A 22,977-nucleotide genomic window follows, 5' to 3' on the forward strand; every position below is an offset into this window, starting at 1 on the left:
GCTTTTTCCGATTTCGCGGCTCAGTTCTGCGCCGGGCTGCCGGCGACGATGAACTTGCGGATGTCCTGGGTCATCTTCTCGATGGCCTGGGGTTGCACGTACATCATGTGGCCGCCGGGGTAGTAGTTGAACGACACCCGGTTGGTGGGCACGCCCGCGTCGTTGAAGCTGTTCTCCGTATGGAAGAACGGTGTCGCCAAGTCGTAATAGCCCATGGCGACGAAGGCCCGCATGCCCTTGTTCTGGCGCATGGCGTCGCCGACAAAGGGGCCGACGTCGGTGCCGCGATAGGGCTCGCTGCCGCCGCCATCCACCTGGGCGTAGTTCCAGCGGCGGTAGAGGGAGCCCAGCACCTTGTACTCCCGCCCGCCCATGTCCAGGCCCAAATCGTTGCGGAAGTAGGTATTCACCACGGCGCTGAACGCCCCGCTCATGCCGTTCAGGGAGGGGTCGTTGTCCGGCCGGTCGCCGGAGGCGTCATAGTCGTCGCCCAGGTAACGACCATCGATGCGGCCGATGCTCTTGCCCTGGTCGCGCAGCAGTTCCTTCATGAAGCGGTGGTCCTGAATCTTCAGGTGCGATTGCTCGATGAAGGCCGGGGACAGCCCTGTGAAGTGGGCCAGCTTGGCCACCACCGCCTTGTGCTGGTCCGGCGGCAACCGATTGCCCAGGATGAGGGCGGAGGCATACTCCGTCGCCGCGAACTGGCGGGCGTCAGCCAGGAACCTGTCGAAGCCCATGGAGGTGTCGGCCACCTTCTTGTGGTACCAGGCCGTGGCGGCATAGCTGGGCAGGAAGGACCAGTACGGCACCAGGTTGCCCCGCGCGAAGGTCAGCGAGGTGTAGTCCATGGCCGGCGAGATCAGGATGATGCCGTTCAGGGACACAGTGGAGGTGGTGCCGCTCAGTTCCGGCAGCATGGCGCCGGTGCGGATGCCGCCATAGCTTTCGCCGCCTAGGAACTTGGGGCTGTTCCAGCGCTTGTTGTCGCCCAGCCAGACGCGCACGAACTGGGCGATGGATTTCGCGTCCTCCCGCACGCCCAGGAAGTCCTTCTCCTCCCCCTTGCCGATGGCTCGGCTGTAACCGGTGGCGACCGGGTCAATGAATACCAGGTCGGTCACATCCAGGATGGAATAGGCATTGTCCACCAATGGGAAGGGCGGCGGTCCGGGGTTCTCGGCATCCGCCGGGATCTGCACGCGCTTGGGCCCGAACACCCCCATGTGCAGCCATAGGCTGGCGGAGCCGGGGCCGCCGTTATAGAGGAAGGTCACCGGCCGCGTGGCGGGGTTGGCGCCCTTCTTGGTGTAGGCGACGGCGAAGATGCTGGCGACGGGTTCGCCCTTGTCATCGCGCAAGTAGGTCTCACCGGCGGAGACGGTATAGTCGATGCGCTTGCCGTTGAAGGTGCCCGTGCGGTCGACCGTCACGCGCCTGGGCGCCTCCGGCTTGGCGGCATCGGGGCCCGCCTTCGGGGCGCCGTCCTTGTGGTCCTGCTTGTCGTCCTTCTTCTCCTGCGCGACACCGATCACGGCAGGAGCCATGACCGCCGGCACCGTCACGGCCAACACGGCCGCCACCAGCAGTCCCCAACGCCTGTTCTTCACTGGAACCCCCATTCTTCATTATGGCGGCCAGCGTAACAAAAGCCGCGGCAAAAGGGGGCCCGGATAAAAGTTTTAAGCGAGAGCATAGCCGGCCTGCCGCGATGGGCCCGCGTGCGTCGCCCAGCGTCCATCGTCCCGCGTGCATCACCCGCGGCGATTTCCCACCAGGGGAACCTTTGGGCCCCTCAAGCGTTTCCGGCGGTGGCGCCCCGCGCGCTTTTCCCTGGTAGCAAAACACCCTCTCCCCTGGAGGCAAAAACAAATCATGGATAATCCCGGCGCCCCAACCTTGCGGCGGCCCCTCCGCCGCCCCGCGCTGACCGGTCTGCTCCTCAGCCTGGCGCTTTGCCTGTTCTGCCTACTGCCTGGCAAGGCCCGGGCGCAAACACCGTCCCCCCTCAGTGAATGGCAATATTCCGCCGGCGTCCTGCTGCGGTCCAAGTTCGAGAACCCGCTGCCCACCTGGGATGTCAGTGTCGGCGCCGCGACGTCGTTGCAGCCGCGCTATGTCGGCTCTTCCGAGTACCATGTACAGCCCGGCATCAACCTGGACGTGCGCTACAAGGACATCGCCTTCTTCTCCATGGGGGAAGGAATCGGCGTCAACCTGCTGCGCGGGGAGAATTTCCGCGCCGGCGTCGCCCTGGGCTTCGATGTCGGCCGCGACCAGGACGACAGTTCCCAGCTGCACGGCCTGGGTGACATCTCCCCCGCGCCGGAGGCCAAGGTGTTCGCGGAGTACACCCTCTTCCCCGTGGTGCTGCGCACCGCCGTGCGGCGTGGCTTCGGCGGCAACAACGGCTGGGTCGGAGATATCAGCGCCTATCTGCCCGTCGCCGGGTCGGAGCGGTTCTTCGTCTTCGTCGGGCCGACCGCGACCTATGCCGACGCCTCCTACATGCGGCGCTATTTCGGCATCAATCCCAACCAATCCATCCGCAGCGGATACCGGCAATTCACGCCCGGCAGCGGCTTCAGCAGCGCCGGCTTCGGCTCCAGCGCCGTCTGGTTCTGGACGGAGCATTGGTTCATGACGGCGGACGGCGCCTATCAACGCCTGCTGGGAGACGCCGCCGACAGCCCCATCACCCGCGCCCATTCCCAGCTCACCCTGAACTTGAGCATCGCCTACCGCTTCTGAAAGCCACCGCCCGTGCCGACCTCCAACCCCGTTGGCGGCGCCGTCCATCCACCTTAAGATGGCGCCGCCACGGGAAATACAGCCATGACGGCAGGCGGCAGGGGCCGCCGCCCGGGTTGGGGGGATACTGGCATGCCACGCGTGATCAAGGTTTTCGATGCGACGGCGCAGGCTCTCGCGGCCCTGCCCGGCGTCCGCCTGCTGCAAAGCTATCCCGCCTTCCGCATCGTCGAGGCCGATGACGACACGGCCGCGGCCGCCGTGCTGGCCACCGGCCTGACGGAGGACATCAGCGCGCTCTATACCCTGGCCATGCCGCATGGCGGCGCGGGGACCATCCACACCCATATCCCGCGCGTCACCGCCGATGGCAGCCATGGGCCCCATCCCGCTTATGACAGCCAGGATGCCCTGCCACCGGGCACCCACCATTATATCGTCCAGTTCGTGGGGCCCATCCAGGATGCTTGGCTGGCGGCCGTGGCCACGACCGGGGCGGCGGTGGTGGAGCCCTTCCAGCATTTCGCCGTCATCGTCCGCGCCACCGCTGACCAGGCCGGCGCCGTCAGCGGGTTGGATGCCGTCCGCTGGGTCGGCCACCTGCCCTATGCGGCCCGCCTGGCCCATGAAATCGATGAATTGGCGGCCCCCCCGGCACCGGGCGACCATCATGGCCATGCCCTGGCGGACGCCTACACCGTTGAGTTCTTCCAGGCCACCCAGGCAAGCCAGGGCGCGGGGGACATCACCTCGGCCGGCTTTACCGTGGTGGAGGAGGCGCCGGGCAGCGCCCTGATGGTGGTGCAGACGACGGCGCCCGGCGAAGGCGACCTGCGCGACAAGCTGCGGGCGCTGGCGCAGGTGCACGGGGTGAAGCGCATCGGTCGCCAGGTGCTGCCCCTGCTGTCGACGGACCAAGCCACCCGCATCATCGCGCCCGCCAGCGCGCTGGGCGGGGTGCCGGGGCTGGACCTGTCCGGCGCGGGGGAGGTGGTGGCCCTATGCGATACCGGGCTGGACACGGGCGACCCGTCCACCATCCACCCCGATTTCGCGGGCCGCGTCCTGGCGCTGAAAAGTTATCCCATCAGCCCCAGCTATGCCGCCCGCGTCAACAATCCCGGCGCCGACGACGGCCCCGCCGACGTCAACCGGGGGCACGGCACCCACACGGCCGGGGCGCTGCTGGGGGACGGAAGCGCCAGCGCCGAGCTGCCCAACCGGGGGGGGCCGGTGCGCGGGCTGGCTCATCGAGCACAGGTGATCATGCAGGCGGTGGAGCAGTTCCTGGACTGGAAGCCCGACCAGAAGACGCCGACCAGCCCCGCCTATGGCTTGGCCGGCCTGCCCAGCGACCTCAAGGTGCTGTACAGTTGGGCCTATGAGCAGGGTGCGCGCATCCATTCCAATTCCTGGGGTGGCGGCACGAAGCAGGCCTATAATTCCTACTGCACCGACATCGACACCTTCGTCTGGAACAACCCCGACTTCTGCATCGTCTTTTCCGCCGGCAACGACGGGGCCGACAATGACGGGGACGGCAAGATCGATCCCGGCAGCGTCACCCCGCCGGGCACCGCCAAGAACTGCATCACCGTCGGCGCCTGCGCCAACAGCCGCCAGGACATCGCCATCACCAACGGCAAGAAATGGGGCGCAAAGGCGGCCCCCGTCGACGCCCTGGTGGCCGGCGGCCCGGACCAGATGGCCCCGTTCAGCAGCCGGGGCCCCACCCAGGACGGACGGGTGAAACCCGACGTGGTGGCGCCCGGTACCTTCATCCTGTCGACACGCTCCCAGCGGCTGACCAACTACAACGGCCAAACGCCTTATTACGACCCCGCCACGCAATTCTACATGTATGAAAGCGGCACCAGCACGGCGGCCCCCTTGGTGGCCGGGGCGGTCACCTTGATCCGCGAATACCTGCGGACCCGCGTCGGCCTGCCCTCACCCTCGGCCGCCCTGCTGAAGGCGGCGCTGGTCGCCGGTGCGGTGCCACTGAGCGGCACGGAAGGCCCGCTGCCGGACATCAACCAGGGCTTCGGCCGTGTCCACCTGGATACCCTGCTGGCCCCGGTCGCCCCGGTGCGCGCCACCTTCCTGGACGGGAACAGCGTTGGGACGGGCGATCTTTACGAGTACCGCCTGGACATCACCACCGACGGGCTGCCCCTACGGGCGGTGCTGGCCTACAGCGACTATCCCGGCGCCAACCTGGTCAACAACCTGAACCTGGTGGTGCGCGGACCCGACGGGGCCGCCCGCACCGGGAACACCGGTCCAGATGGCCAGACACCGGATGGCAAGACCATGGACAGCGCCAACAACGTCGAGGCCATCACCGTCCCGGCGGCGGTGACCGGCACCTGGACCATCCAGGTGATCGGCGCCAATGTGCCGCAAGGGCCGCAACCCTTCGCCCTGGTCCTGCTGGCAGCAAGTTGAGCGAGAAAAAGGGCGGCGAGCCCCCCGGCTGCCGCCCTTCCCCCATCATTCACAAAACCAAAGTACCGTCTGGACAACAGCATCCGATCCCTTTCCCCGGGGTCTGATCGCGGGGAAAGGGACATCGGGCGCCGATTGGGAACCCGGTTGAAGGGTACCCGTTTGGCCGCGGCCTTACAGCGCGTCGGCGTCGGTCTCGCCCGTACGGATGCGGACGGCTTGCGCCAGTTCCAGCACGAAGATCTTGCCATCGCCGATCTTGCCGGTGTTGGCGGCGGCCTGGATGGCCTCCACCACCTTGTCGGCGAGATCATCGGGCACCGCCACTTCGATCTTCATCTTGGGCAGGAAGCTGACGGCGTATTCGGCGCCCCGGTAAATCTCGGTCTGGCCCTTTTGCCGGCCATAGCCCTTGACCTCGGTGACGGTCAGGCCCTGCACCCCCAGGCCGGTCAGGGCATCGCGCACCTCATCCAGCTTGAAGGGTTTGATCACCGCGATAATGAACTTCATCAGACCACTCCCTGATTGGATATTCGTGATCGCCGTGAGGCGGGCCGGCCGGATCGGGTTTTTCCCTTGCCGGCCGGCCGTGGACCCCACGGTTCCGGTTAGACTTCAGTCCCTTGGGGATAGCTTACGGCATCCCCGGGGCACGCGCCCAACGCTTAGTGGCCAGGGCTCGGTGGCCAAGGGCTCAGTGGATGGACTCGCCGTGCAGGGCGATGTCCAGGCCGTCACGCTCGACTTCCTCATCGACGCGCAGGCCGATCACCAGGTCGATGATCTTCAGCAGCACGAAGGTGATGACGCCGCACCACACAATGGTGAAGGCGACGCCTTCCAACTGGGTGACGACCTGGGCGGCATTGCCCTCGATCAGGCCCAGCTTGGTGTCCGGCGCGTCCTTCAGGGCGGCGGCGAAGGCGCCCTCGCTGTTGCCGATGGACATCTTGGCGAACACACCCGTCAGGATGGCGCCGACGATGCCGCCGATGCCGTGCACGCCGAAGGCGTCCAGGCTGTCGTCATAACCCAGAGCCTTCTTCAGCGAGGTGGCGGAGAAGAAGCAGATGATGCCGACGGCGATGCCGATGGCGAAGGCGCCAACGGTGTCGACGAAACCGGCGGCCGGGGTGATGGCCACCAGGCCGGCCACGGCGCCCGAGATGATGCCCAGGACCGAGGGCTTGCCCTTCACGGCCCATTCCACGAACACCCAGGCCAAGGCGGCGGCGGCGGTGGCCACCTGCGTGACCGTCATGGCCATGCCGGCGCGGGGGCCGGCGGTCAGGGCGGAGCCGGCGTTGAAGCCGAACCAGCCCACCCAAAGCAGGGAGGCGCCGATGAGGCTCAGCACCAGGTTATGCGGGCTGAAGTCGGCGTTGGGGTAGCCTTTGCGCTTGCCGATGACCAGGCAGGCCACCAGGCCGGCGATGCCGGCGTTGATGTGCACCACCGTGCCGCCGGCGAAGTCCAGCACGCCCAGCTTGGCCAAGTAGCCGTTCGGGTGCCAAACCGTATGGGCGATGGGCGCGTAGACGACCAGCGACCACAGGGTGATGAACACCAGCATGGCCGAGAACTTCATGCGATCGGCGAAGGCGCCGGTGATCAGCGCCGGCGTGATGATCGCGAAGGTCATCTGGTACATCATGAACACCGGCTCCGGGATCGTCGGGGCCAGGGCGTGGGTGCCGGTCGGGTCCATGCCCGCCAGCAGCACGCGGCTGAAGCCGCCGATGAATTCCTTGGCGTCGGCGGCGTCGCTGGCCGCGGAGAAGGCTAGGCTGTATTCAACCAGCGCCCACAGCACGGTGACGAGGCAGGTGATGGCGAAGCTCTGCATCACCATGGCCAGCACGTTGAACTTCCGAACCATGCCGCCGTAGAACAGCGCCAGGCCGGGGATGGTCATCATCAGCACCAAGGCCGTGGACGTCAGCATCCACGCCGTATCACCACCGCTGATGGTGGGTGCGGCGGGTGCGGCCGCCGCCGCGGCCGGCGCCGCGGCGTCCTGAGCGAAGGCCAGCGCCGGCGCCATGCCGGCCAGCACCATCACCGCCAATCCTAGTAAACGGTTCCCAAGCAAACGGTTCATCTGGCTCCCCATTCCCGTTCGTTTAAGCCGGTTCCGGCACCCCCGGGTCTGCCCCCAGGAACCGGTCCGGCCATCAGCCAACCTGTTCCTCCTTTCAAAGTCCGTGCCGCAGCCGCGACAGGCATACGAACGGCGGGAATACTGGCTCCCCGCCGGGCGGATTTGTTGCCAAAAGGTTAAAAAAATCGCAGCGATTCGGGGCTGATGAGGCGACCAGAGTGGCGATTGCCCACTTTTTGTGCACAGCCCCTCCTTCCACACGCTGCGGTTTCAGCTTATTTTTGAAGCTGTTTCAAGCGGCTGGTCGTGAAGGTTGATCATCTGCGGCCGACAACGAACGAAGGATTTCGTCGAAAGCACAAAAGATGTGCATATTTTTCAAAATCGGCAGTCGATCCACAACTTATGGAAACCAGTTTCACGCCGCCGGCGGCATCTTACAACCCAGTGGCGTAAAAAGGGCTTCTTCCAGCCCGCCCCCGGCAAATCAACCTTTTGTGGCCACCCTGGCCACCCTGCGGCCAAACGCCCCGGCCCGAACACGCCGAGGCGTTGCCCGGTTTATGGGCATTAGCCTGGAACTGGCATCGATCTTGCTGCGTCGCAATACGCAGTCATCGCTACATAACAACAAGCCTCACGGAGAATAACCAATGGCCTCAGTTCGGGAGATTGAAGTCGGCTGTCCGATTGCCAACCGCGCGCCGGCCCCGCGCGGACGCACCACCAAGGCTTTCCTGCTGTCGGCCACGGCCGCCGCCGCGGTCGGCCTGATGGTGGGCCTGTCCGCCATCGCCACGCCGGCCCTGGCGGACGAGGCGGCCCCCACCGAGCCGCCGGGCATCAAATGGTCCGCCTATGCCGAAGTCGGCGCCACCTTCAACAGCAACGGCCCCACGGGCGGCACCAACTATGGCCACCTGTTCACCGACAAGACCAACCAACTGGTCCTGAACCAGCTGTCCGGCACCATTTCCAAGGATCTGGATCCGAAGGCCGAAGGTTTTGATTGGGGCTTCAAAGTCCAGGCCTTCTACGGCACCGACGCGCGCTACACCCATTTCCTGGGCATCCTCGACACGGGCATCAAGGAACGCACCCAGCTCGACCTGGTGGAAGCCAACGTCCTGCTGCACTTCCCCAGCCCCGGCGCTGGCGGCCTGGACCTGAAGGTCGGCGCCTTCTCCACCCCCTTGGGCGCGGAAGTCATCGCCGCCCCGTCGAACCTGTTCTACAGCCACAGCTACATCTTCAACTTCGGCCTGCCGCTGAAGCACACGGGCGCCTTGGCCACCCTGCACCTGACGCCGGACATCGACCTGTATGGCGGCGTTGACAGCGGCGTGAACACGACCCTGAGCGACGGCGACAACAACGGCGCCGCCGCCGGCATCTTCGGCATCGGCCTCAACAACCTGCTGGACGGCAAGCTGACCGTCCTCGCCCTGACGCACGTCGGCCCGGAGAACCCCAGCCTGAAGGCGCCGCTGGGTTATGCCGACGCCAATAATGAGAACCGCTGGATCAGCGACATCACCGCCACCTTCAAGGCGACGGATGAACTGACGCTGATCACCGAGCTGAACTACATCAAGGATGATCTGTTCAACGTCGACGGCGGCGGCATCGCCCAATATGTCAGCTACACCCTGACGCCGGAGCTGACGGCCAATCTGCGCCTGGAATACTGGCGGGATGGCCATGGCTTCTTCGTGGCCGCCTTTCCCGGCAACCGCGACTTCGTCTACCTGGAGAAGGGCGAGCCGCTGGAAAAGGGCGCCATCGGCACCGGCGTGGGCACCAGCTATGGCGAGCTGACCGTGGGCCTGACCTGGAAGCCGGCGGACCTGGGCGTGCTGGATGGCCTGACCCTGCGGCCAGAGGTGCGCTACGACAAGGCCAACCACAACGCCTACGACAACCTGACCAAGGATGACCAGTTCACGTTCGGTGTTGATTTGATCCTGCCTTTTGGCGGCTGATCCGTTACCATGGCTTGGGCGGGCGGTTCCTGGAGCCGCCCGCCCTTATAATTCAAGGATGAACAGGATGCGGCGCGGGCCTGGGCCGGCGCCGGTTTCATTTGGTGCGTTTGGACTTGCCCGCGGATGCCCCTTCGCGACCGGAGCCAGGCAGTCGGGGTCCTATTCTTTCCCATGGCGGCGAGAGCCCTTGCGGAGGCGTGGTTTGTTGACAGGTTCGCCGGTTTCCTCGCGCATCGAGCCCCCATCGGCCATGACCGTTCCCAGCCCGGTTCCCTTGGACACGCCGCCCGCGCGGCCGCCGGCCGAGCCCGCGTTCGCCGCGGGTGACGAGACCCATTCCGGCGACCGGTACCGCCGCCTGTTCGAGCAGGCGCCCTGGGGCCTGTTCCAGACCACGATCGACGGCCGCTACCTGGATGCCAATCCCGCCCTGGCCCGGCTGTATGGCTATGACAGCCGCGAGGACATGCTGGGCGCGCTGACTGACATCGGAGCGCAGTTGTACGTCGACCCCGGCCGCCGCGAGGCCTTCGTGACGGAAATGCGGGCGCGAGGCGTCATCCAGGGCTTCGAATCCCGCATCCGGCGGCGCGACGGCACCATCATCTGGATCGCCGAAACCTGCCGGGAGGTGCGCGACGCCAACGGCCAGCCCCTGTATTACGAGGGCACCGTCGAGGAGATCACCATCCGCAAGGAGGCGGAGCAGGCCCTGCGCGCCGCGAATGAGAAGGCGCAGCGCGCCAATGAGGCCAAGGAGCGCTTCCTGGCCCTGGTGACCCATGAGTTGCGCACCCCCCTGCACGCCATCCTGGGCTTCGGCGACCTGATCGCCCAACTGGACCAGGACGAGGTGGCGGAGCGGGACGATTACCTGCGGGAGATCACCGGCGCGGGCAACCGGCTGCTGCGCACCATCAACCGCCTGCTGGACTACACCCGCCTGGCCTCCGGCGCCGCGGCCAGCGAGTTGCAGCTGATCGAACTGGAGCCCTTCATCGCCCGCCTGATCCGTCAGTTGGGCGGTGGGCAGATGGGCAGCGGGCAGATGGGTGGTGGGCGGGAGAAGCGCGTGCGCATCCAGCACGAGGCGGAAACGACGGCGCCCTGCGTGCTGGAGGTCGACGGCAATCTGCTGAACCGGGCCCTGACAGAACTGCTGACCAACGCCCTGGCCTATTCCCCGCCCGAGCAGGTGGTGGTGGTGGAAATCGGTCAGCGGCGGGAGGGCGTGACCTTGCGCGTCATCGACCAGGGCCGCGGCATGTCGGCGGAGGAATTGCAGGCCGCCGCCGTCCCCTTCGGCAGCGTCATCCTGCAGGCGCGCTCGCGCCAGCAGGGCTTGGGCCTGGGCTTGCCCATTGTGCAAAGCATCGCGGCGATGCTGGGCGGCCATCTGGACCTGACCAGTTCGCTGCTGAACGGTACCGTCGCCACCCTGTACCTGCCGACGCAGCCGGCCCTAAGCCCCTGACGCGGCGGCGGCGCACAGCGCCTCCACCTTCCCGGCCAGGCGCTCCACCACCACCGGCTTCAGGAAAAAGGCGTCGGCGCCAGCGGCCAGCACCGCCTTCTCATCCGACCGTTCGCTGTAACCGGTGTAGAGCACGCAGGGCAGATCGGGCCGCCGGGTCTTCAACAGCGCGATGAGGGCAAGGCCGGTCATGCCGGGCATGGTCTGGTCGCTGACCACCGCGTCGAAGGCGTGCGGGTTTTCCTCGAACACCTCCAGCGCCTCGGCCGGGGTTTCGCAGATGGCGACCTCGTGCCCCCGCCGCGACAATCCCTCCAGCAGCATGTCGCCCATCTCCGCCGCATCGTCCACCACCAGGATGCGCAGCCGGCGGGGGGGCGCCACCTTGACGATGGGTGCCGCCGCCAGGGGGGTCGCGACGGTACCCGGCCCGCCGATCGGCAGCAGGATGCGCAGCAGGGCGCCCTCGCCCTCCGCCGACATCACCGTCATGCCGCCGCCATGGGCGCGGACGATGCCGTAGACCACGGGCATGCCCAGGCCGGTGCCGCGCCCCTTGCCCTTGGTGGTGAAGAAGGGCTCGAACAGGCGGGTCATGACCTCCATGGTCATGCCATGGCCCTCGTCCTCCACCTCCAGCACGACATGCGGGCGGCCCTTGTCGAAGGGCAGCGCCTCATGCTCGGCCCACCGCCCCTCCCGTACGCGGACGTCCACCGGCGCCGGGCCAGGGAACAGGCGGATGCGGATGCGCCCCCCTTCCCCCCGCCGGGCATCGTGGGCGTTCAGCACCAGGTTCATCAGCACCTGGACCAACTGCGCGGGATTGGCGCGCACATTGGGTACGGTCCCGGCGATCTGGAAGATCATCTCCGTGGTCGCCGGCACGGCGGAGCGCAGGATGCCCCGCGCGTCTTCCAGCACCGCCACCGGCGACACCGCCTGCAACTCCCCCTTGTCGGAGCGAGCGAAGGTCAGGATTTGGCCCACCAGCTCCTTGGCCCGCTTGCCCACGGCGCTGATGCGGGCGACGTAGCTGTGGGCCTTGTCGTTGGGGTCCAGGTCGTCCAGCAGGAATTCGACATAGCCCAGCATGGCACCCAACAGGTTGTTGAAATCGTGCGCGACACCGCCGGCCAGCCGGCCGATGGCCTCCATCTTGTCCTGCTGCAGGACCTGGCGCTGCAACTCCTCCCGCTCCCGGGCCGCCCGGCGGGTGGCGGTGACGTCGCGCAGCACCATGACGATGTCGCCATTGGGCCGCAGGCTCAGCGTCGTCTCATACGCCTCCATGGCGCGACCCCAGACGCTTTGCCAGCTTTCGCCGATCCAATGGGCGTAGCCGGTGGACATCAGGCCGTCACGCTGGCGCCGCTGGTCCTCCTCCACCGCGCCCCGGGTTTCCGGCGTCAGCAACGCGGCCCAGCGGTGCCCCACCACCGCCGCCTCGTCGGGCGCGCCCAGCAGGGATATCGCAGCGGGGTTGGCATAGATCACGGTGTAATCCGGGTCGAACAGCACGATGGCGTCCTTGGCGGCGCCGACCCCGGCCAGCATGCGTTCCAGCGCCGTTGTCCGCTCCTCCACCTGGGCGCGCAGGCGGTCGCGTTCGGCCAGCGTTCCGCGAAAGCGGACCAGCGCGCGGGCGATACCGCCGATCTGGTCCTGCCGGTCGGTATCCGGCATGGACGCCGTCTCATCCCGCTCCAGCGTGTCGATGGCCCGCGCCATGCGCGCCAGCGGCACGCCGATGATGGCCCGTACGGCCGCCACCAGCACCAGGCTGACCAGCAGGCCCGACACCAGGGCCGCCACCATGATGGCGGTGCCGATGCCGGCGAAGGGCGCGCTCAAGCCTTCCACCGGCACGTCCAGCAGCAGCAGACGGCGGTTGTCGCCCTGGAAGAAGGTCATGGGCACGGCATAGCGGCGCACACGATGGCCGGCGGTGTCCACCCGCTCCACCTCATAGGGCTGGACCTTCAGCACCCGGTCCAGTTCATCCGGGCTCAGTTGGAATTGCGGCCCATCCCCCACCGTGGCCTTGGTGGCCAGCAGGGCGTGGTCGGGATGGTAGGTCCAATTGCCCTCGCGGTTGATCATATAGATGCTGCCGCCCAAGGGACGGCGGGCGTCCAACTCCCGCGCCCGCTGTTCCAGCGACAGGTCCGTCCCGGCCACGCCGATCAGCCGGCCGTCCACGATGACGGGGATGGTGTAGGAAATCATCCAGGTGGGCTGGCCCAGCACCGGATAGAGATAGGGGGGGACCGCCTGGCGCTTCCGGCTTTGGGCGGGAAGGGCGTAATAGTCGTCGCGGTAGAAATCCGGCCGGACCTCGCTCAGCTTAACGTCGGATGGGCCGTCGGGCACATAATAGACGGCGAAGCGTCCGCTCTCGGGCAGGCCCAGGGCCGGGTCGCCGTTCCTGAAGGCCTGATCCGGCCCCATGAAGTCCGGTTCCGCCAGGAACCAGAAGCCGACCATGTTGGGGTGGGCCAGGGCGGTGCGCGCGATATAGGTGGCCACCACGCGCCGGTCGCTGGCCCCGGTGGCGACCATGCTTTCCACCTGGCGGGCGAGGCCCTCGACGAACGCGATCTTTTCCCGGGTGATGGCGGCGATCTCGCCCGCCTGCTTGTTGGCCAAATCCTGGCCGTAATCGAGCGCGAACCGCTGCACCACGGCGCGGCTGCTGCGCACCGCGACGAAGGCGGTGCCGGCCGCCGCCAGCAGGACCAACGGCACCAGGATGAACAGCAGGCGGGTGGTGATGCTGCCCCGGATCAGGGAAACCCGTGCGGGGGCGTCAGGCGGCAGGCTCACATGCCTCCTTCCCTGGCTGGGCCAGGAACTGAGCCAGCGCGTCGCCCAAACCACCGCCGCTCTTTTCCGCGATGGCGGCGCCATAGATCAGCTGCGCGGCGCGCAGGCAGGGCCCGGTGATGACCTCCGGCCCGTCGCTGAGGATCAGCAGCGGCATGGCGGGGTGCATCACGCGAACCTCACGGGCCATTTCCAATCCATCCATCTCCGGCATCAGCAGATCCGAAACGACGGCACGCACCGGCTGGGTCGCCAGCAGAAGAAGCCCCTCCCGGGCCGAGGCGGCCATGATGGGGGTTTCACCCAAACGCCGCACCGCCTCGCACAGATAGTCGCGGAAATAGGGGTTGTCGTCGACGATCAGGATGGCGCTCATTGGGATAGGCTTTCGGGCGATGAACTGGAACGGGCGGCGCGGGGTCGCGGCCCGCATAAAACCGCAACCGTTCGCCGGCGGCATCTGTCGTTAAGGCTATCGGTCTGGGGATTTGGGATAGTGGGGGGATAGCGCGCCGCTATCCCACGATCCGGCATGGGCGCCATGCGGGGCCGGGGTCACGCGCCCCCTATGAGGCCAAGATCGCGGGCCCGCGTCACCGCCTCCACCCGGTTCTTGGCGCCCAGCTTGCGCAGGATGCGGCGGGTGTGCAGCTTGATCGTCACCTCCTGCAAATCCAGGATGCGGCCGATCTCCTTGTTGGTTGCGCCGCTGGCCAGGTGGGCCAGCACCTGGCACTCCCGTTCCGTCAGCAGGCCGCCATCGGACCCGGCACCATGGGCAGGTGCGCCGTGGGGCACCGGCGTAAGGGCGCCCGCCATGCGCAGGGCCACGTCCACCGGCACCACGCTGCCCCCGGCGGCCACCACCTTCAGCATCTGCACCAGGGCGGCGCTGGGCAACGTCTTGGGCAGGAAGGCGCAGGCGCCCCGGGTCAGCGCCTCCCGCGCCACGGCGGCATCGTCATGGCCGGTCACCACGGCGACGGGCGCGTCGATGCCGGCGACGTCCAGCCGGTCCAGCCCCGCGCCGCCCTCGCCCCCCGGCAACTGCCAATCCATGACCACCAGGTCGAAATCCTGGTCCTCCGGCCGTTGCGCCAGGGCGTCCAATTCCTCCAGCGAGCCGACGGAGGTCAGGCTGACCTCCGGCCAGTCGCGCATGAGGTACAGCTCCAGCGCGTCGCGGTACATGGGATGGTCATCGGCGACCAGCACCCGCAGCGGTCTTTTCGCGGCATGTTCCACGGCATCCCCCCGTCAGCCCCACACACCAACCGGTGGCGTCCGTTGGCCGGCGCCCTTCTTGGCCGCCATCATCCGCCGATGGTCCCATCAAGACAACAGTTTCAAAACAGTACGTTGGCATAGGGTGCCCTGCCGCGGCGGCCGCCGTGTCCAAGCCATGGCGCCGCCGTTTACAGCCCTCGGCCGCATCGGATACGGTGCGGCGCAGCTTGGGTCTAAACCAGCGGCGCCGGCCTCAACGGCGCGCCGCCTTGGGAGGTCGATATGGGAATGGTGGGGCGCGCCAGCCGTGGCGGCGCGGGTATGGGGCTTTGGCGCCGGGCATTGGCCGGCACGATCCTGGCGGGCAGCTTGATGACGATGCCGGCGCTGGCCGCCGACGGCGCGGGCGCCACCCAGGGTCCGGCGGGCCCGGCCCTGACGGTGGAGCGCATGCTGGGCAGCCCGTCATTGACCGGCCCCCGCGCGCGCGGCGTCAAGTTCTCCCCCGACGGCACCCTGGTCACCTACCTGAAGGCCAAGGCAGACGACGCCAACAAGACCGACCTGTGGGCCTATGACCTCAAGGCCGGCACCGACCGCCTGCTGGTCGACAGCAACCAGTTCAGCGCCAAGGAAAGCGAGGAGGAGCGCGGCCGCCGCGAACGCCAGCGCATCCGCGACACCGGCATCGTCGACTATGGCTGGGACGATGAGGGGCGCACCCTGCTGTTCCCCATGGCGGGCGATGTCTTCGTCATGCCCCTGGGCGGCAGCCCGACGCGCATCACCAACAGCGCCGCCACCAAGGACGCCGCCATCGACGCCCGCTTCGCCCCGGGCGGCGCGCTGGTCAGCTACGTGCGCGGCAACAACCTGTATGCCTATGACCTGGCCCAGGGGCAGGAACGCGCCCTGACCCACGACGGCGCCGGCACCCTGTCCTATGGCACGGCGGAGTTCGTGGCGCAGGAGGAGCTGAAGCGCAACACCGGCTATTGGTGGTCGCCCGGCGCCCGCTACATCGCCTATACCCGCGTGGACGAGTCCGACGTGCCGCTGGTCAGCCGCTATGACTACGGGGCGGAGGGTGTGACGGTGGTGCCGCAGCGCTATCCCTTCGCCGGCGGCCCCAACGCCAAGGTGACCCTGCAGATCATGGACATGGCCAGTGGCGCTGTGACCAAGGTCAACCTGGGCGACCCCGCCGGCTATTACCTGGCGCGCGTGGACTGGCGCCGCGACAGCTCGGAGGTGCTGGTCCAGCGCCTGAGCCGGGACCAGAAGCGCCTGGACCTGCTGGCGGTCAACCCGGCCACGGGGTCGGTGCGCACCCTGTTGACCGAACAGAGCAAGACCTTCCTGAACCTGCATGAGGATTTGCGCGTCCTGGCCAACGGCAAGATCCTGTGGGCCTCGGAGCGCACCGGGTTCAAGCACCTGTACCTGTGCGACCATGAGGCCGCCAACTGCCGCGCCCTGACCAAGGGCGACTGGATGGTGGACGCCGTGGTCGGCGTGGACGAGGCCGGCGGCCGCGTGTTCTTCACCGGCTTCCGCGAGGGGCCGCTGGACCACCATGTCTATTCCGTGGGCCTGGCCAAGGGCGACGTGAAGGCCCTGACCACCGAAGACGGCTGGCACGGCGCCGTCATGGCGGCCAAGGGCGGCAACTGGCTGCACAGCTACTCCGGCCCGCACCAGCCGCCGCAATTGTCGGTGGAGGACGCCAAGGGCAACCGCGTGACCTGGCTGATCGAGAACAAGCTGGATGAGGCCCACCCCTTCGCGCCCTATCTGGCCGGGGAAATCGAACCGGAATTCGGCGTGCTGAAGGCCGATGACGGCAGCGACCTGCATTACATGATGCTGGTGCCGCCGGGCGCGCGGGAGGCGGCCAAGACCAGCGGCAAGAAGTATCCCGCCATCGTCAACGCCTATGGCGGCCCGGCGGCGGCGCTGGTCAGCCACGCCTGGGGCGACGCCCAGTCCGGCTTCGCCCAGGTGCTGGCCCGCAACGGCTATGTCGTCATGGTGCTGGACAACCGGGGCACGCCGCACCGGGGCCAGGCCTTCCTGTCGGCCACCTACCACCATTTCGGCTCGGTGGAGGTGGCGGACCAAGTGAAGGGCGCCAATTTCCTGAAGTCCCTGCCCTTCGTGGATGGCCAGCACCTGGGCTTCTACGGCCACAGCCACGGCGGCTTCATGACCATCATCATGCTGACCCGCGCGCCGGGCGTCTTCGCCGCCGGGGCCGCCGGCGCCCCGGTGACCGACTGGCGCCTGTACGACACCGCCTACACCGAACGCTATCTGGGCGACCCCAAGGACGGCACGGCCTATGAGGATTCCAGCGTGTTCAAGGATTTGAAGAACATCCAGGGTCGCCTGCTGGTGATCCACGGCATGGCCGACGACAACGTCTTCTTCGACAACACCACCAAGCTGCTGCGCGCCCTGCAGCAGCAAGGGACGCGGTTCGACCTGATGACCTATCCGGGCCAGCGCCACGGCTTCTACGACACCTACGCCAACATCCACCGCTACAACACCATGCTGGACTTCTTCGACCGCACCCTGCGGCCGGCCGGCAGCGCCAGCGCGGTCACGGCGGGCGGCGCCCCGCAGGCCGGGACGCCGTAAGGGCCCCCCATCCGGGCGGGCACCCCCCGCCCGGAAACGACCCCCGACATGACAAAGCCACCGATCCCGCCGGGTCGGTGGCTTTTCTTATGGGCTGATGTCGGATAAAGGCGCGGAAGGGAGACGCGGAGGGCCGGACCCGCTTATTCCGCCGCGCGCAGCACCGGCTCGGAGGAGTTGGCCGCCTGCCCCTCCTGGATCATCTCACGCATCGTGTCGAAGCACTTGCCGCAGCGGGGCGAACATCCCTGGGCCTTGAACACCGCCCCAACACTCTGCGCCCCCGCCCCGATATGAGTGCGGACGGTACGGCAGTTGATGGCGTTACAGACGCAGACATACATGGCGCGGGCACCCACCCAGAGGCTGATCTAGGGCCTAAGATAGTGAGAGGCGTTCGCATTGGCAAGGCTGATTCTGCGAGGCATTCGCGGATGAGGGATGGCGTTTAAGGCCCATTGACACAACATATATGTTGTGTCACTTATTGGCTTATGACTGCTAGAAACCTCATATCGAATGAACGTCAAGCTCGTGACGTGGAGTCCATTGTCACAGACTTAGATCGCGCTCTTTCTTCCGAGCAAATTCTGAAATCAATTGTAGAAGGACTCCCCCAGGAGATCATCGCAGGAGTTCAGCGAACTCTGACTACAGAGCGGAACGAGTTAAAAAATTTACTGAAGGCATACCAAGATGCCAAAACTGGGGACTTCACAGCTTTAAAAGAACAGACAGGTAATGATCCCGGAGCCTTTTTAATTGCTGCTCGCATTATGCGCGGCTTCTCGCAAAAGGAGTTAGCCAGAAAGCTAGGCTTGCGTGAACAAGCGATTCAACGCTGGGAAACTGAAAGGTATCGCTCTATTAGCCTAGCAAACTACCTTAAAGTTGCAAGGACTTTAGGCGTTCGACTGAGGCTCGATGATATCAGCGTCATAGGCGACGCTTGGGATGCGCCCTACGATGTCCCAAAAGAGGAAATGACAAAAGTATTGCGCCACGCACGAGACAAAGGCTGGTTTGAAATTGGAGAGGCAAGTGATGAAAATGCATCCTCAACACTAATACGCTATGTAGGGGATCATGTCATTCGATACGGGACTCCTTCTCTTCTAAGAACCGGCTTAAATATCGTTAACCACACAGGTGACTGGTCCCTGCTCTCCTGGAAGGCTCAGATCACACGCCAAGCGGAAGATAAGATAAATAAATTCCACCCGATCTACCGAGTTATCAATGTATCTTGGTTGATGGATTTAGTGCGCCTAAGCCGTCTTGAGAATGGGCCAAAGCTCGCACGAGACTTCCTGTTGGATCATGGAATTGTTCTGATAACGGAACCTCAAATACCTGGAATGACAATAGATGGTGCAGCATTCCTTATTGAAGACGTTCCCGTAATCGGAATGACCTTACGGAGAGACACAATAGACAACTTTTGGTTTACACTCCTACATGAAGTCGCCCATATTGTGCTCCATTATCGAACTGGCCTCTCCTCAGGCTTCTTTGACGACACCGATTCACCTGGAATTGATGAGTTTGAAGAAGAGGCGAACCAGTTTGCAAGCAATATATTATTACCAGAACAAATATGGGCGAGATCGACAGCTAGAATAGCAAAAACTCCCGAGCCGATTGAGAAGCTAGCCAATCAAATTGGGATACATCCCGCCATCATATTTGGAAGAATACAGATGGAAAGAAATGACTACAAAATATTTACCAACAGAATTGGAAGAGGGACAGTTCGCAAGCAGCTTTTTGAAACAGCTTAAGGAAGAAAAGCGATGGCCTCAAATAGCCTACTATACATTCCGGCGTTACGTCTGAAGAAAGGTGAACTTGCAGGCCTTCGCGACCTTGCACCGGATATCGCGACCCATATTGTGCCTCGTATGATTGTTCCACCACCTATGGAGCGAGATCCCTCGCAGGGAGACTTATTCACGAAGGGCAGTTTCCCAGACATCAGCAGTACGCTCGCCAGCCATTGGGCTAACAAGGAGGTGCTTATTGAAACAACACATATCCTTGACGAGTTTGGCCGCGATCAAATTGGCCTTTGGCTGCCGAAGATGTTTGAGCGGGCGAGAGATGCCTCTGTTCAAGCAATACCTTTAGTATCTCTTTCTGATTTTCTGAATGGTAATGTCGACGCTTATAGCGCATCGGCCAACCATAGCAGCCAGTTAAAAATAGGAATCATTGCGTCTTCTGCCGATCTTGCAGACAATGATTCTCTTAAGAGGGCTGTAGACCTCCTTCAGAAGAAGAATATCCAACCCGACCAGAGCCTTATAATTGCAGATTTTCACGATGCAGATTTTTCCCAAGTAGACCTTGTAGCTCCAATTATTAGTGCCGTCTTAGAGTCATTGCAGATGCTCGCTCCTTGGAAAAAAATTGCATTCCAAGGAACAAATTATCCAGAGAAGAACCCAGCGGAACCAGGTTCATATTATGTTGTGCCCCGAAACGAGTGGCTGGCTTGGCAAAAAGCGGTTAATTTCGACCCCCTCACAGCAGAACATATGATATTCGGTGATTATGCTGCCGATTGCTCCAATTTAAATTTTGGTACGAATAAGGCCATTGCAATTCGACACTACCGATACACGACAGGAGATTCCTGGCTTGTTCAAAGGGGATTAGATACCGGACCCCATAAAACGAATATGGAAAGTGTTTGTAGTGAGATATTAGCCAGCGGCCTCTTCTCTGGGAGGTCCTTCTCGTCCGCCGACAATTACATTTATCTGACCGCGAAAGGATTAGCTGGCCCTGGCAACGCGACTGATTGGAGAGCCATAAATACAACGCACCACATCACCCGCGTAGTCAATGATATAGGAAAAATAAAACACATTTCTTTCAAGAGAAAGGCACTTACCCCGCTAGCGGAGCAAATGATTCTGCCAATATAGAGCCTCCTTAGCAATATAAAGCATCCTCAGAATGGGTCGGAGTTAGACACTTCGGAGGGGAATGCAACTGCATCTCCGTGACGCACCAGAGAATACGGGCGGCCGTCTGGCGCGGATGTAGTCAGGGTCATTCGCGGCTCCTTACAGCCGGCCCCCCTCACCGCGCCGCGCACAGCGGCAGGGGGCGGGGCGGCGGTGGGGGATGGTCGCGGCGGTATTCGGCGATCAGGGGCGCCAGCGCCGCCTGGGGCCAGTAGATGGGGGAGCCGATGGTGCGCAGGCAGGCGGCGTTCCAGTAGGCGCCCGCCTCGCCATGGGCGACGGCGGCGATGTCGGCGGCCTCGGGATAGATGTAGAGCGTGGTGGGCGCGTCCTTCACCGTGCCGGCGATTACGGCGGCGTCGGCCGGTGACCAGCTGGTGCAGCCGTTGCTGCGCCCGCCGGTATAGTCCACCAACGTACCCTGGACGACATAGCCGTCCGCGTCGGCATAGGGGCTGCGCCGGTCCGGGCGGCGGCACAGGCCCTTGAGCGTCACGGCGGCGTGGCCGCCGATGGCGCGCTGCCGGGCGTTCGCCGTCTCCCCCTCCCCCTCGAACTGCACGAAGGGGCGCAGCAGGGGGACGTCCCGCCCCGGGGCGGCCTGGTAATAGCCCTTGAAGGACGCTTTCGTCTCCGCCGTCACGTAAGCGCCGCCGGTCGTCAGTTCCGAATCCTGGGCGTTGCCGAAGTGGCGCGCGCACTCCCGCCCATTGGCGAAATCGGCCAGCCCTTCCAGCCGGCGCCCGGCGCCGTGGCCGGCCGGCATGGCCTGGAAGGTGCGCGCCGCCTCGCAAATCATGTAGAAGCGGCGGCCGGGCTCCCCATCCTCCTCGGTGTTGGGGCGGGTGGCGTCCATGGCGAAGTAGCAGGGATTGCGCGCCACGCCCTCCGCCACCTTGCGCCGGTACAGCGCCCGCGCGCGGGCCAGCACCGGCGGGGCGATCTGGCCCGCCCCCTCGCCGATGTGGGGGGCCAGCCAGTCGGGGGCCTGCCCCACGGGTGCCTCCTCCGCCCTGGCCGGCGGCATCGCCAGCGCGCCCAGCACCCCCAGCGCCGCGCCCATCGCTGCCCGTCGCACCCTTCGCCTCCCGCCGCCGCCATCATCCAGGGGGGAAGTATAGCGGCATCGCGTCAAAGGGGCCTATGGGCCTACAGCCGCACGCTGGTGCGCAGGCCCAGCACCAGGCCATCGCCCACGGGCACAGTGCGGCCGGGTGCCAGGACGTTGCCGCCGGGGTGGATGACGTACTGGAGGTTGGGCTGCACCGTGGCCCAGCCCGCCACCACCGCCTGGTAGCTGAGTTCCAGCAGCACCTCATGGTCGCGCACTGGGTAAAACGGCCGGCCATAGGCGCGATAGTCCTGGTCCAGGCCGGCAGCGGCGGAGCCGATCTGGGCGTAGGCCCCGGCCAGGCCGGCGGTATCCTCCGGCCGGCCGGGCAGGATGCCCTTCCAGGTCAGGCCGCCATCGGCATAGAAGGTGATGAGGTTGCGGTCCGCCGGCGCGCCGGCCAGACGGAGGAAGGCGGACGGGCCGGCGTCCGGCCTGTCCCCACCGCGCCACAGGGGCACGTCCGCCACACCGTACAGGCCCCAGTCGTTGCGCCGGCGGGCGGGCACCCCGCTGGACCGGGGGTCGGCCAGGGTCAAGCCATCGCTGGCGTGGTGTTCATCATTGAAAGTGCCGCCGTGGAACCACGCGCCCAGCTTGAACACCGGCGCCATGCCACCCCCACCCCACAGGCCGGCCCGGTCGGCCATCGGCTGATACTGAGCCTCCAGGATGGTGAAGACGCCGCCGGAAAAGCTGAAGGTGGTGCCGCTGGTGTCCTGCGCCTGGGCATCGCCCCCGGCGCCACCGGCCGGATCGCCGGAGAAGACCGCGCCCAGGAAGGACAGTTCCGGGGTGGCGGACACCTGAAGGCGAGCGCCGGGCGTGGCCAGGGGATAGGCGGGGCCGCCGCCGGGCAGGTCGGCGCCGGTGATGGCCTGCCAGCCGAAGGTGCCGTTGACGAACAGGGCCGCCCCCCGGCTGGTGACGAACTCGTCATCCGCCGCCAATTGGCCCAGGCGGATGGACACCCGGCCGTCCCACAGCGATTGCTGCGCCCACAGGGTGAACAGGCGCGGGCCGGGCAACGCCTCGATATTGCTGACGGTGGCGATGTTCTGCAGGCAGCAGCGGCTGAGCCCATGGCCATGGATGCCGTAGGCGGTGGCATGGAACAGCAGGCCGTGCCAGTCGAACGCCGCCTGGGCGTCCAGCTCCACCGTCGCCTCCAGCCGGCCCTCCCCCACCGTGTCGCGCTTCACGCCGCCCTGGGCCAGGTCGAACGCCTCCCCCACATAGACCAGGGTCAGCGCCAGGCCATCATCCTGCAGGCGAGTCCGCGCGCCTCCCCAGTCACCTGTCAGGGAATCGCGGTCCCAGAAGCCGGGGGTGTCGGCGGCGACGGCTTCGTCCTGCGCCATGGCCGACCGGGCCAGGGCCGTGAGCAAAGCCATGAGGACGAGCGTGGACGGCAGCCTGGCGCGCATGGTCTTCAT

16 protein-coding genes are annotated in these 22,977 nt (G+C 65.6%); 7 read left to right on the plus strand and 9 right to left on the minus strand.

Annotation, left to right across the window (positions count from 1 at the left end):
* Window positions 1-20: 20 nt before the first annotated feature.
* Window positions 21-1,610 carry a S10 family peptidase gene (locus UCD39_RS11080; RefSeq protein ID WP_330496085.1) on the minus strand — a complete coding sequence of 530 codons (1,590 nt, stop codon included), beginning with the start codon at window positions 1,608-1,610 and terminating at the stop codon, window positions 21-23.
* 265 nt (window positions 1,611-1,875) lie between these two features.
* On the opposite strand from UCD39_RS11080, the gene UCD39_RS11085 reads away from it, so the two are divergent.
* Both UCD39_RS11085 and UCD39_RS11090 read left to right on the plus strand, forming a co-directional pair.
* The gene (locus tag UCD39_RS11085) at window positions 1,876-2,751 is read left to right on the plus strand and encodes a MipA/OmpV family protein (RefSeq protein WP_330496086.1); all 876 of its coding nucleotides are present in this window, start codon (window positions 1,876-1,878) and stop codon (window positions 2,749-2,751) included.
* Window positions 2,752-2,883: 132 nt separating this feature from the next.
* The gene (locus tag UCD39_RS11090; protein ID WP_330496087.1) at window positions 2,884-5,199 is read left to right on the plus strand and encodes a S8 family serine peptidase; all 2,316 of its coding nucleotides are present in this window, start codon (window positions 2,884-2,886) and stop codon (window positions 5,197-5,199) included.
* Window positions 5,200-5,373: 174 nt separating this feature from the next.
* On the opposite strand, the gene UCD39_RS11095 is transcribed toward UCD39_RS11090, so the two are convergent.
* Together UCD39_RS11095 and UCD39_RS11100 are read right to left on the minus strand one after the other, a co-directional pair.
* Entirely contained in the window at window positions 5,374-5,712 is a 339-nt protein-coding gene (locus UCD39_RS11095; protein WP_145731416.1) for a P-II family nitrogen regulator, read from the minus strand.
* A 184-nt stretch (window positions 5,713-5,896) separates the two neighbouring features.
* Window positions 5,897-7,303, minus strand: a complete 1,407-nt coding sequence (locus UCD39_RS11100) for an ammonium transporter (RefSeq protein ID WP_330496088.1) — start codon at window positions 7,301-7,303, stop codon at window positions 5,897-5,899.
* A 653-nt stretch (window positions 7,304-7,956) separates the two neighbouring features.
* On the opposite strand from UCD39_RS11100, the gene UCD39_RS11105 reads away from it, so the two are divergent.
* Together UCD39_RS11105 and UCD39_RS11110 are read left to right on the plus strand one after the other, a co-directional pair.
* Window positions 7,957-9,285: a porin gene (locus UCD39_RS11105; RefSeq protein WP_330496089.1), complete on the plus strand. Its 1,329-nt coding sequence runs from the start codon at window positions 7,957-7,959 to the stop codon at window positions 9,283-9,285.
* Window positions 9,286-9,538: 253 nt separating this feature from the next.
* Window positions 9,539-10,762, plus strand: coding sequence for a PAS domain-containing sensor histidine kinase (locus tag UCD39_RS11110; protein ID WP_330496090.1), 1,224 nt, complete (start codon window positions 9,539-9,541; stop codon window positions 10,760-10,762).
* Here the strand turns inward: UCD39_RS11110 and UCD39_RS11115 are convergent.
* From UCD39_RS11115 to UCD39_RS11125, 3 genes are all read right to left on the minus strand, one after another.
* The gene (locus UCD39_RS11115) at window positions 10,751-13,588 is read right to left on the minus strand and encodes an ATP-binding protein (protein ID WP_330496091.1); all 2,838 of its coding nucleotides are present in this window, start codon (window positions 13,586-13,588) and stop codon (window positions 10,751-10,753) included. The genes UCD39_RS11110 and UCD39_RS11115 overlap by 12 nt on opposite strands.
* Window positions 13,572-13,964 (minus strand): response regulator, encoded by a 393-nt coding sequence (locus UCD39_RS11120; RefSeq protein WP_330496092.1) that lies wholly within the window; start codon window positions 13,962-13,964, stop codon window positions 13,572-13,574. The genes UCD39_RS11115 and UCD39_RS11120 overlap by 17 nt, the downstream gene beginning before the upstream one ends.
* Window positions 13,965-14,143: 179 nt before the next feature.
* Complete coding sequence (locus tag UCD39_RS11125) at window positions 14,144-14,833, minus strand: LuxR C-terminal-related transcriptional regulator (RefSeq protein ID WP_330496093.1); 690 nt, start codon at window positions 14,831-14,833, stop codon at window positions 14,144-14,146.
* A 303-nt stretch (window positions 14,834-15,136) separates the two neighbouring features.
* Here UCD39_RS11125 and UCD39_RS11130 point away from each other — a divergent pair, with 303 nt between their 5' ends.
* Entirely contained in the window at window positions 15,137-17,458 is a 2,322-nt protein-coding gene (locus UCD39_RS11130; protein ID WP_330496094.1) for a S9 family peptidase, read from the plus strand.
* Between the two features lie 143 nt (window positions 17,459-17,601).
* Here the strand turns inward: UCD39_RS11130 and UCD39_RS11135 are convergent, their stop codons facing one another.
* The gene (locus tag UCD39_RS11135; protein ID WP_330496095.1) at window positions 17,602-17,817 is read right to left on the minus strand and encodes a (2Fe-2S)-binding protein; all 216 of its coding nucleotides are present in this window, start codon (window positions 17,815-17,817) and stop codon (window positions 17,602-17,604) included.
* 180 nt (window positions 17,818-17,997) lie between these two features.
* On the opposite strand from UCD39_RS11135, the gene UCD39_RS11140 reads away from it, so the two are divergent.
* A complete protein-coding gene (locus UCD39_RS11140; protein ID WP_330496096.1) occupies window positions 17,998-19,239 on the plus strand; it encodes a helix-turn-helix domain-containing protein in 1,242 nt (413 codons plus the stop codon).
* Window positions 19,240-19,251: 12 nt separating this feature from the next.
* A complete protein-coding gene (locus tag UCD39_RS11145) occupies window positions 19,252-20,388 on the plus strand; it encodes a beta family protein (protein ID WP_330496097.1) in 1,137 nt (378 codons plus the stop codon).
* 157 nt (window positions 20,389-20,545) lie between these two features.
* Here UCD39_RS11145 and UCD39_RS11150 read toward each other — a convergent pair whose 3' ends face one another.
* Together UCD39_RS11150 and UCD39_RS11155 are read right to left on the minus strand one after the other, a co-directional pair.
* Window positions 20,546-21,508 (minus strand): hypothetical protein, encoded by a 963-nt coding sequence (locus tag UCD39_RS11150; RefSeq protein ID WP_330496099.1) that lies wholly within the window; start codon window positions 21,506-21,508, stop codon window positions 20,546-20,548.
* A gap of 71 nt (window positions 21,509-21,579) precedes the next feature.
* Entirely contained in the window at window positions 21,580-22,977 is a 1,398-nt protein-coding gene (locus UCD39_RS11155; RefSeq protein WP_330496100.1) for a carbohydrate porin, read from the minus strand.

The organism is Nitrospirillum karajorum, assembly GCF_036348415.1.
Lineage (GTDB): Bacteria > Pseudomonadota > Alphaproteobacteria > Azospirillales > Azospirillaceae > Nitrospirillum > Nitrospirillum amazonense_B.

Bases quoted from the DNA above. Each gene is read 5' to 3' on its own strand.
- UCD39_RS11095 (WP_145731416.1), bottom strand. From the start codon at position 5,712: ATGAAGTTCATTATCGCGGTGATCAAACCCTTCAAGCTGGATGAGGTG.
- UCD39_RS11155 (WP_330496100.1), bottom strand. From the start codon at position 22,977: ATGAAGACCATGCGCGCCAGGCTGCCGTCCACGCTCGTCCTCATGGCT.
- UCD39_RS11130 (WP_330496094.1), top strand. From the start codon at position 15,137: ATGGGGCTTTGGCGCCGGGCATTGGCCGGCACGATCCTGGCGGGCAGC.
- UCD39_RS11100 (WP_330496088.1), bottom strand. From the start codon at position 7,303: ATGAACCGTTTGCTTGGGAACCGTTTACTAGGATTGGCGGTGATGGTG.
- UCD39_RS11145 (WP_330496097.1), top strand. From the start codon at position 19,252: ATGGCCTCAAATAGCCTACTATACATTCCGGCGTTACGTCTGAAGAAA.
- UCD39_RS11120 (WP_330496092.1), bottom strand. From the start codon at position 13,964: ATGAGCGCCATCCTGATCGTCGACGACAACCCCTATTTCCGCGACTAT.
- UCD39_RS11110 (WP_330496090.1), top strand. From the start codon at position 9,539: ATGACCGTTCCCAGCCCGGTTCCCTTGGACACGCCGCCCGCGCGGCCG.
- UCD39_RS11105 (WP_330496089.1), top strand. From the start codon at position 7,957: ATGGCCTCAGTTCGGGAGATTGAAGTCGGCTGTCCGATTGCCAACCGC.
- UCD39_RS11090 (WP_330496087.1), top strand. From the start codon at position 2,884: ATGCCACGCGTGATCAAGGTTTTCGATGCGACGGCGCAGGCTCTCGCG.
- UCD39_RS11085 (WP_330496086.1), top strand. From the start codon at position 1,876: ATGGATAATCCCGGCGCCCCAACCTTGCGGCGGCCCCTCCGCCGCCCC.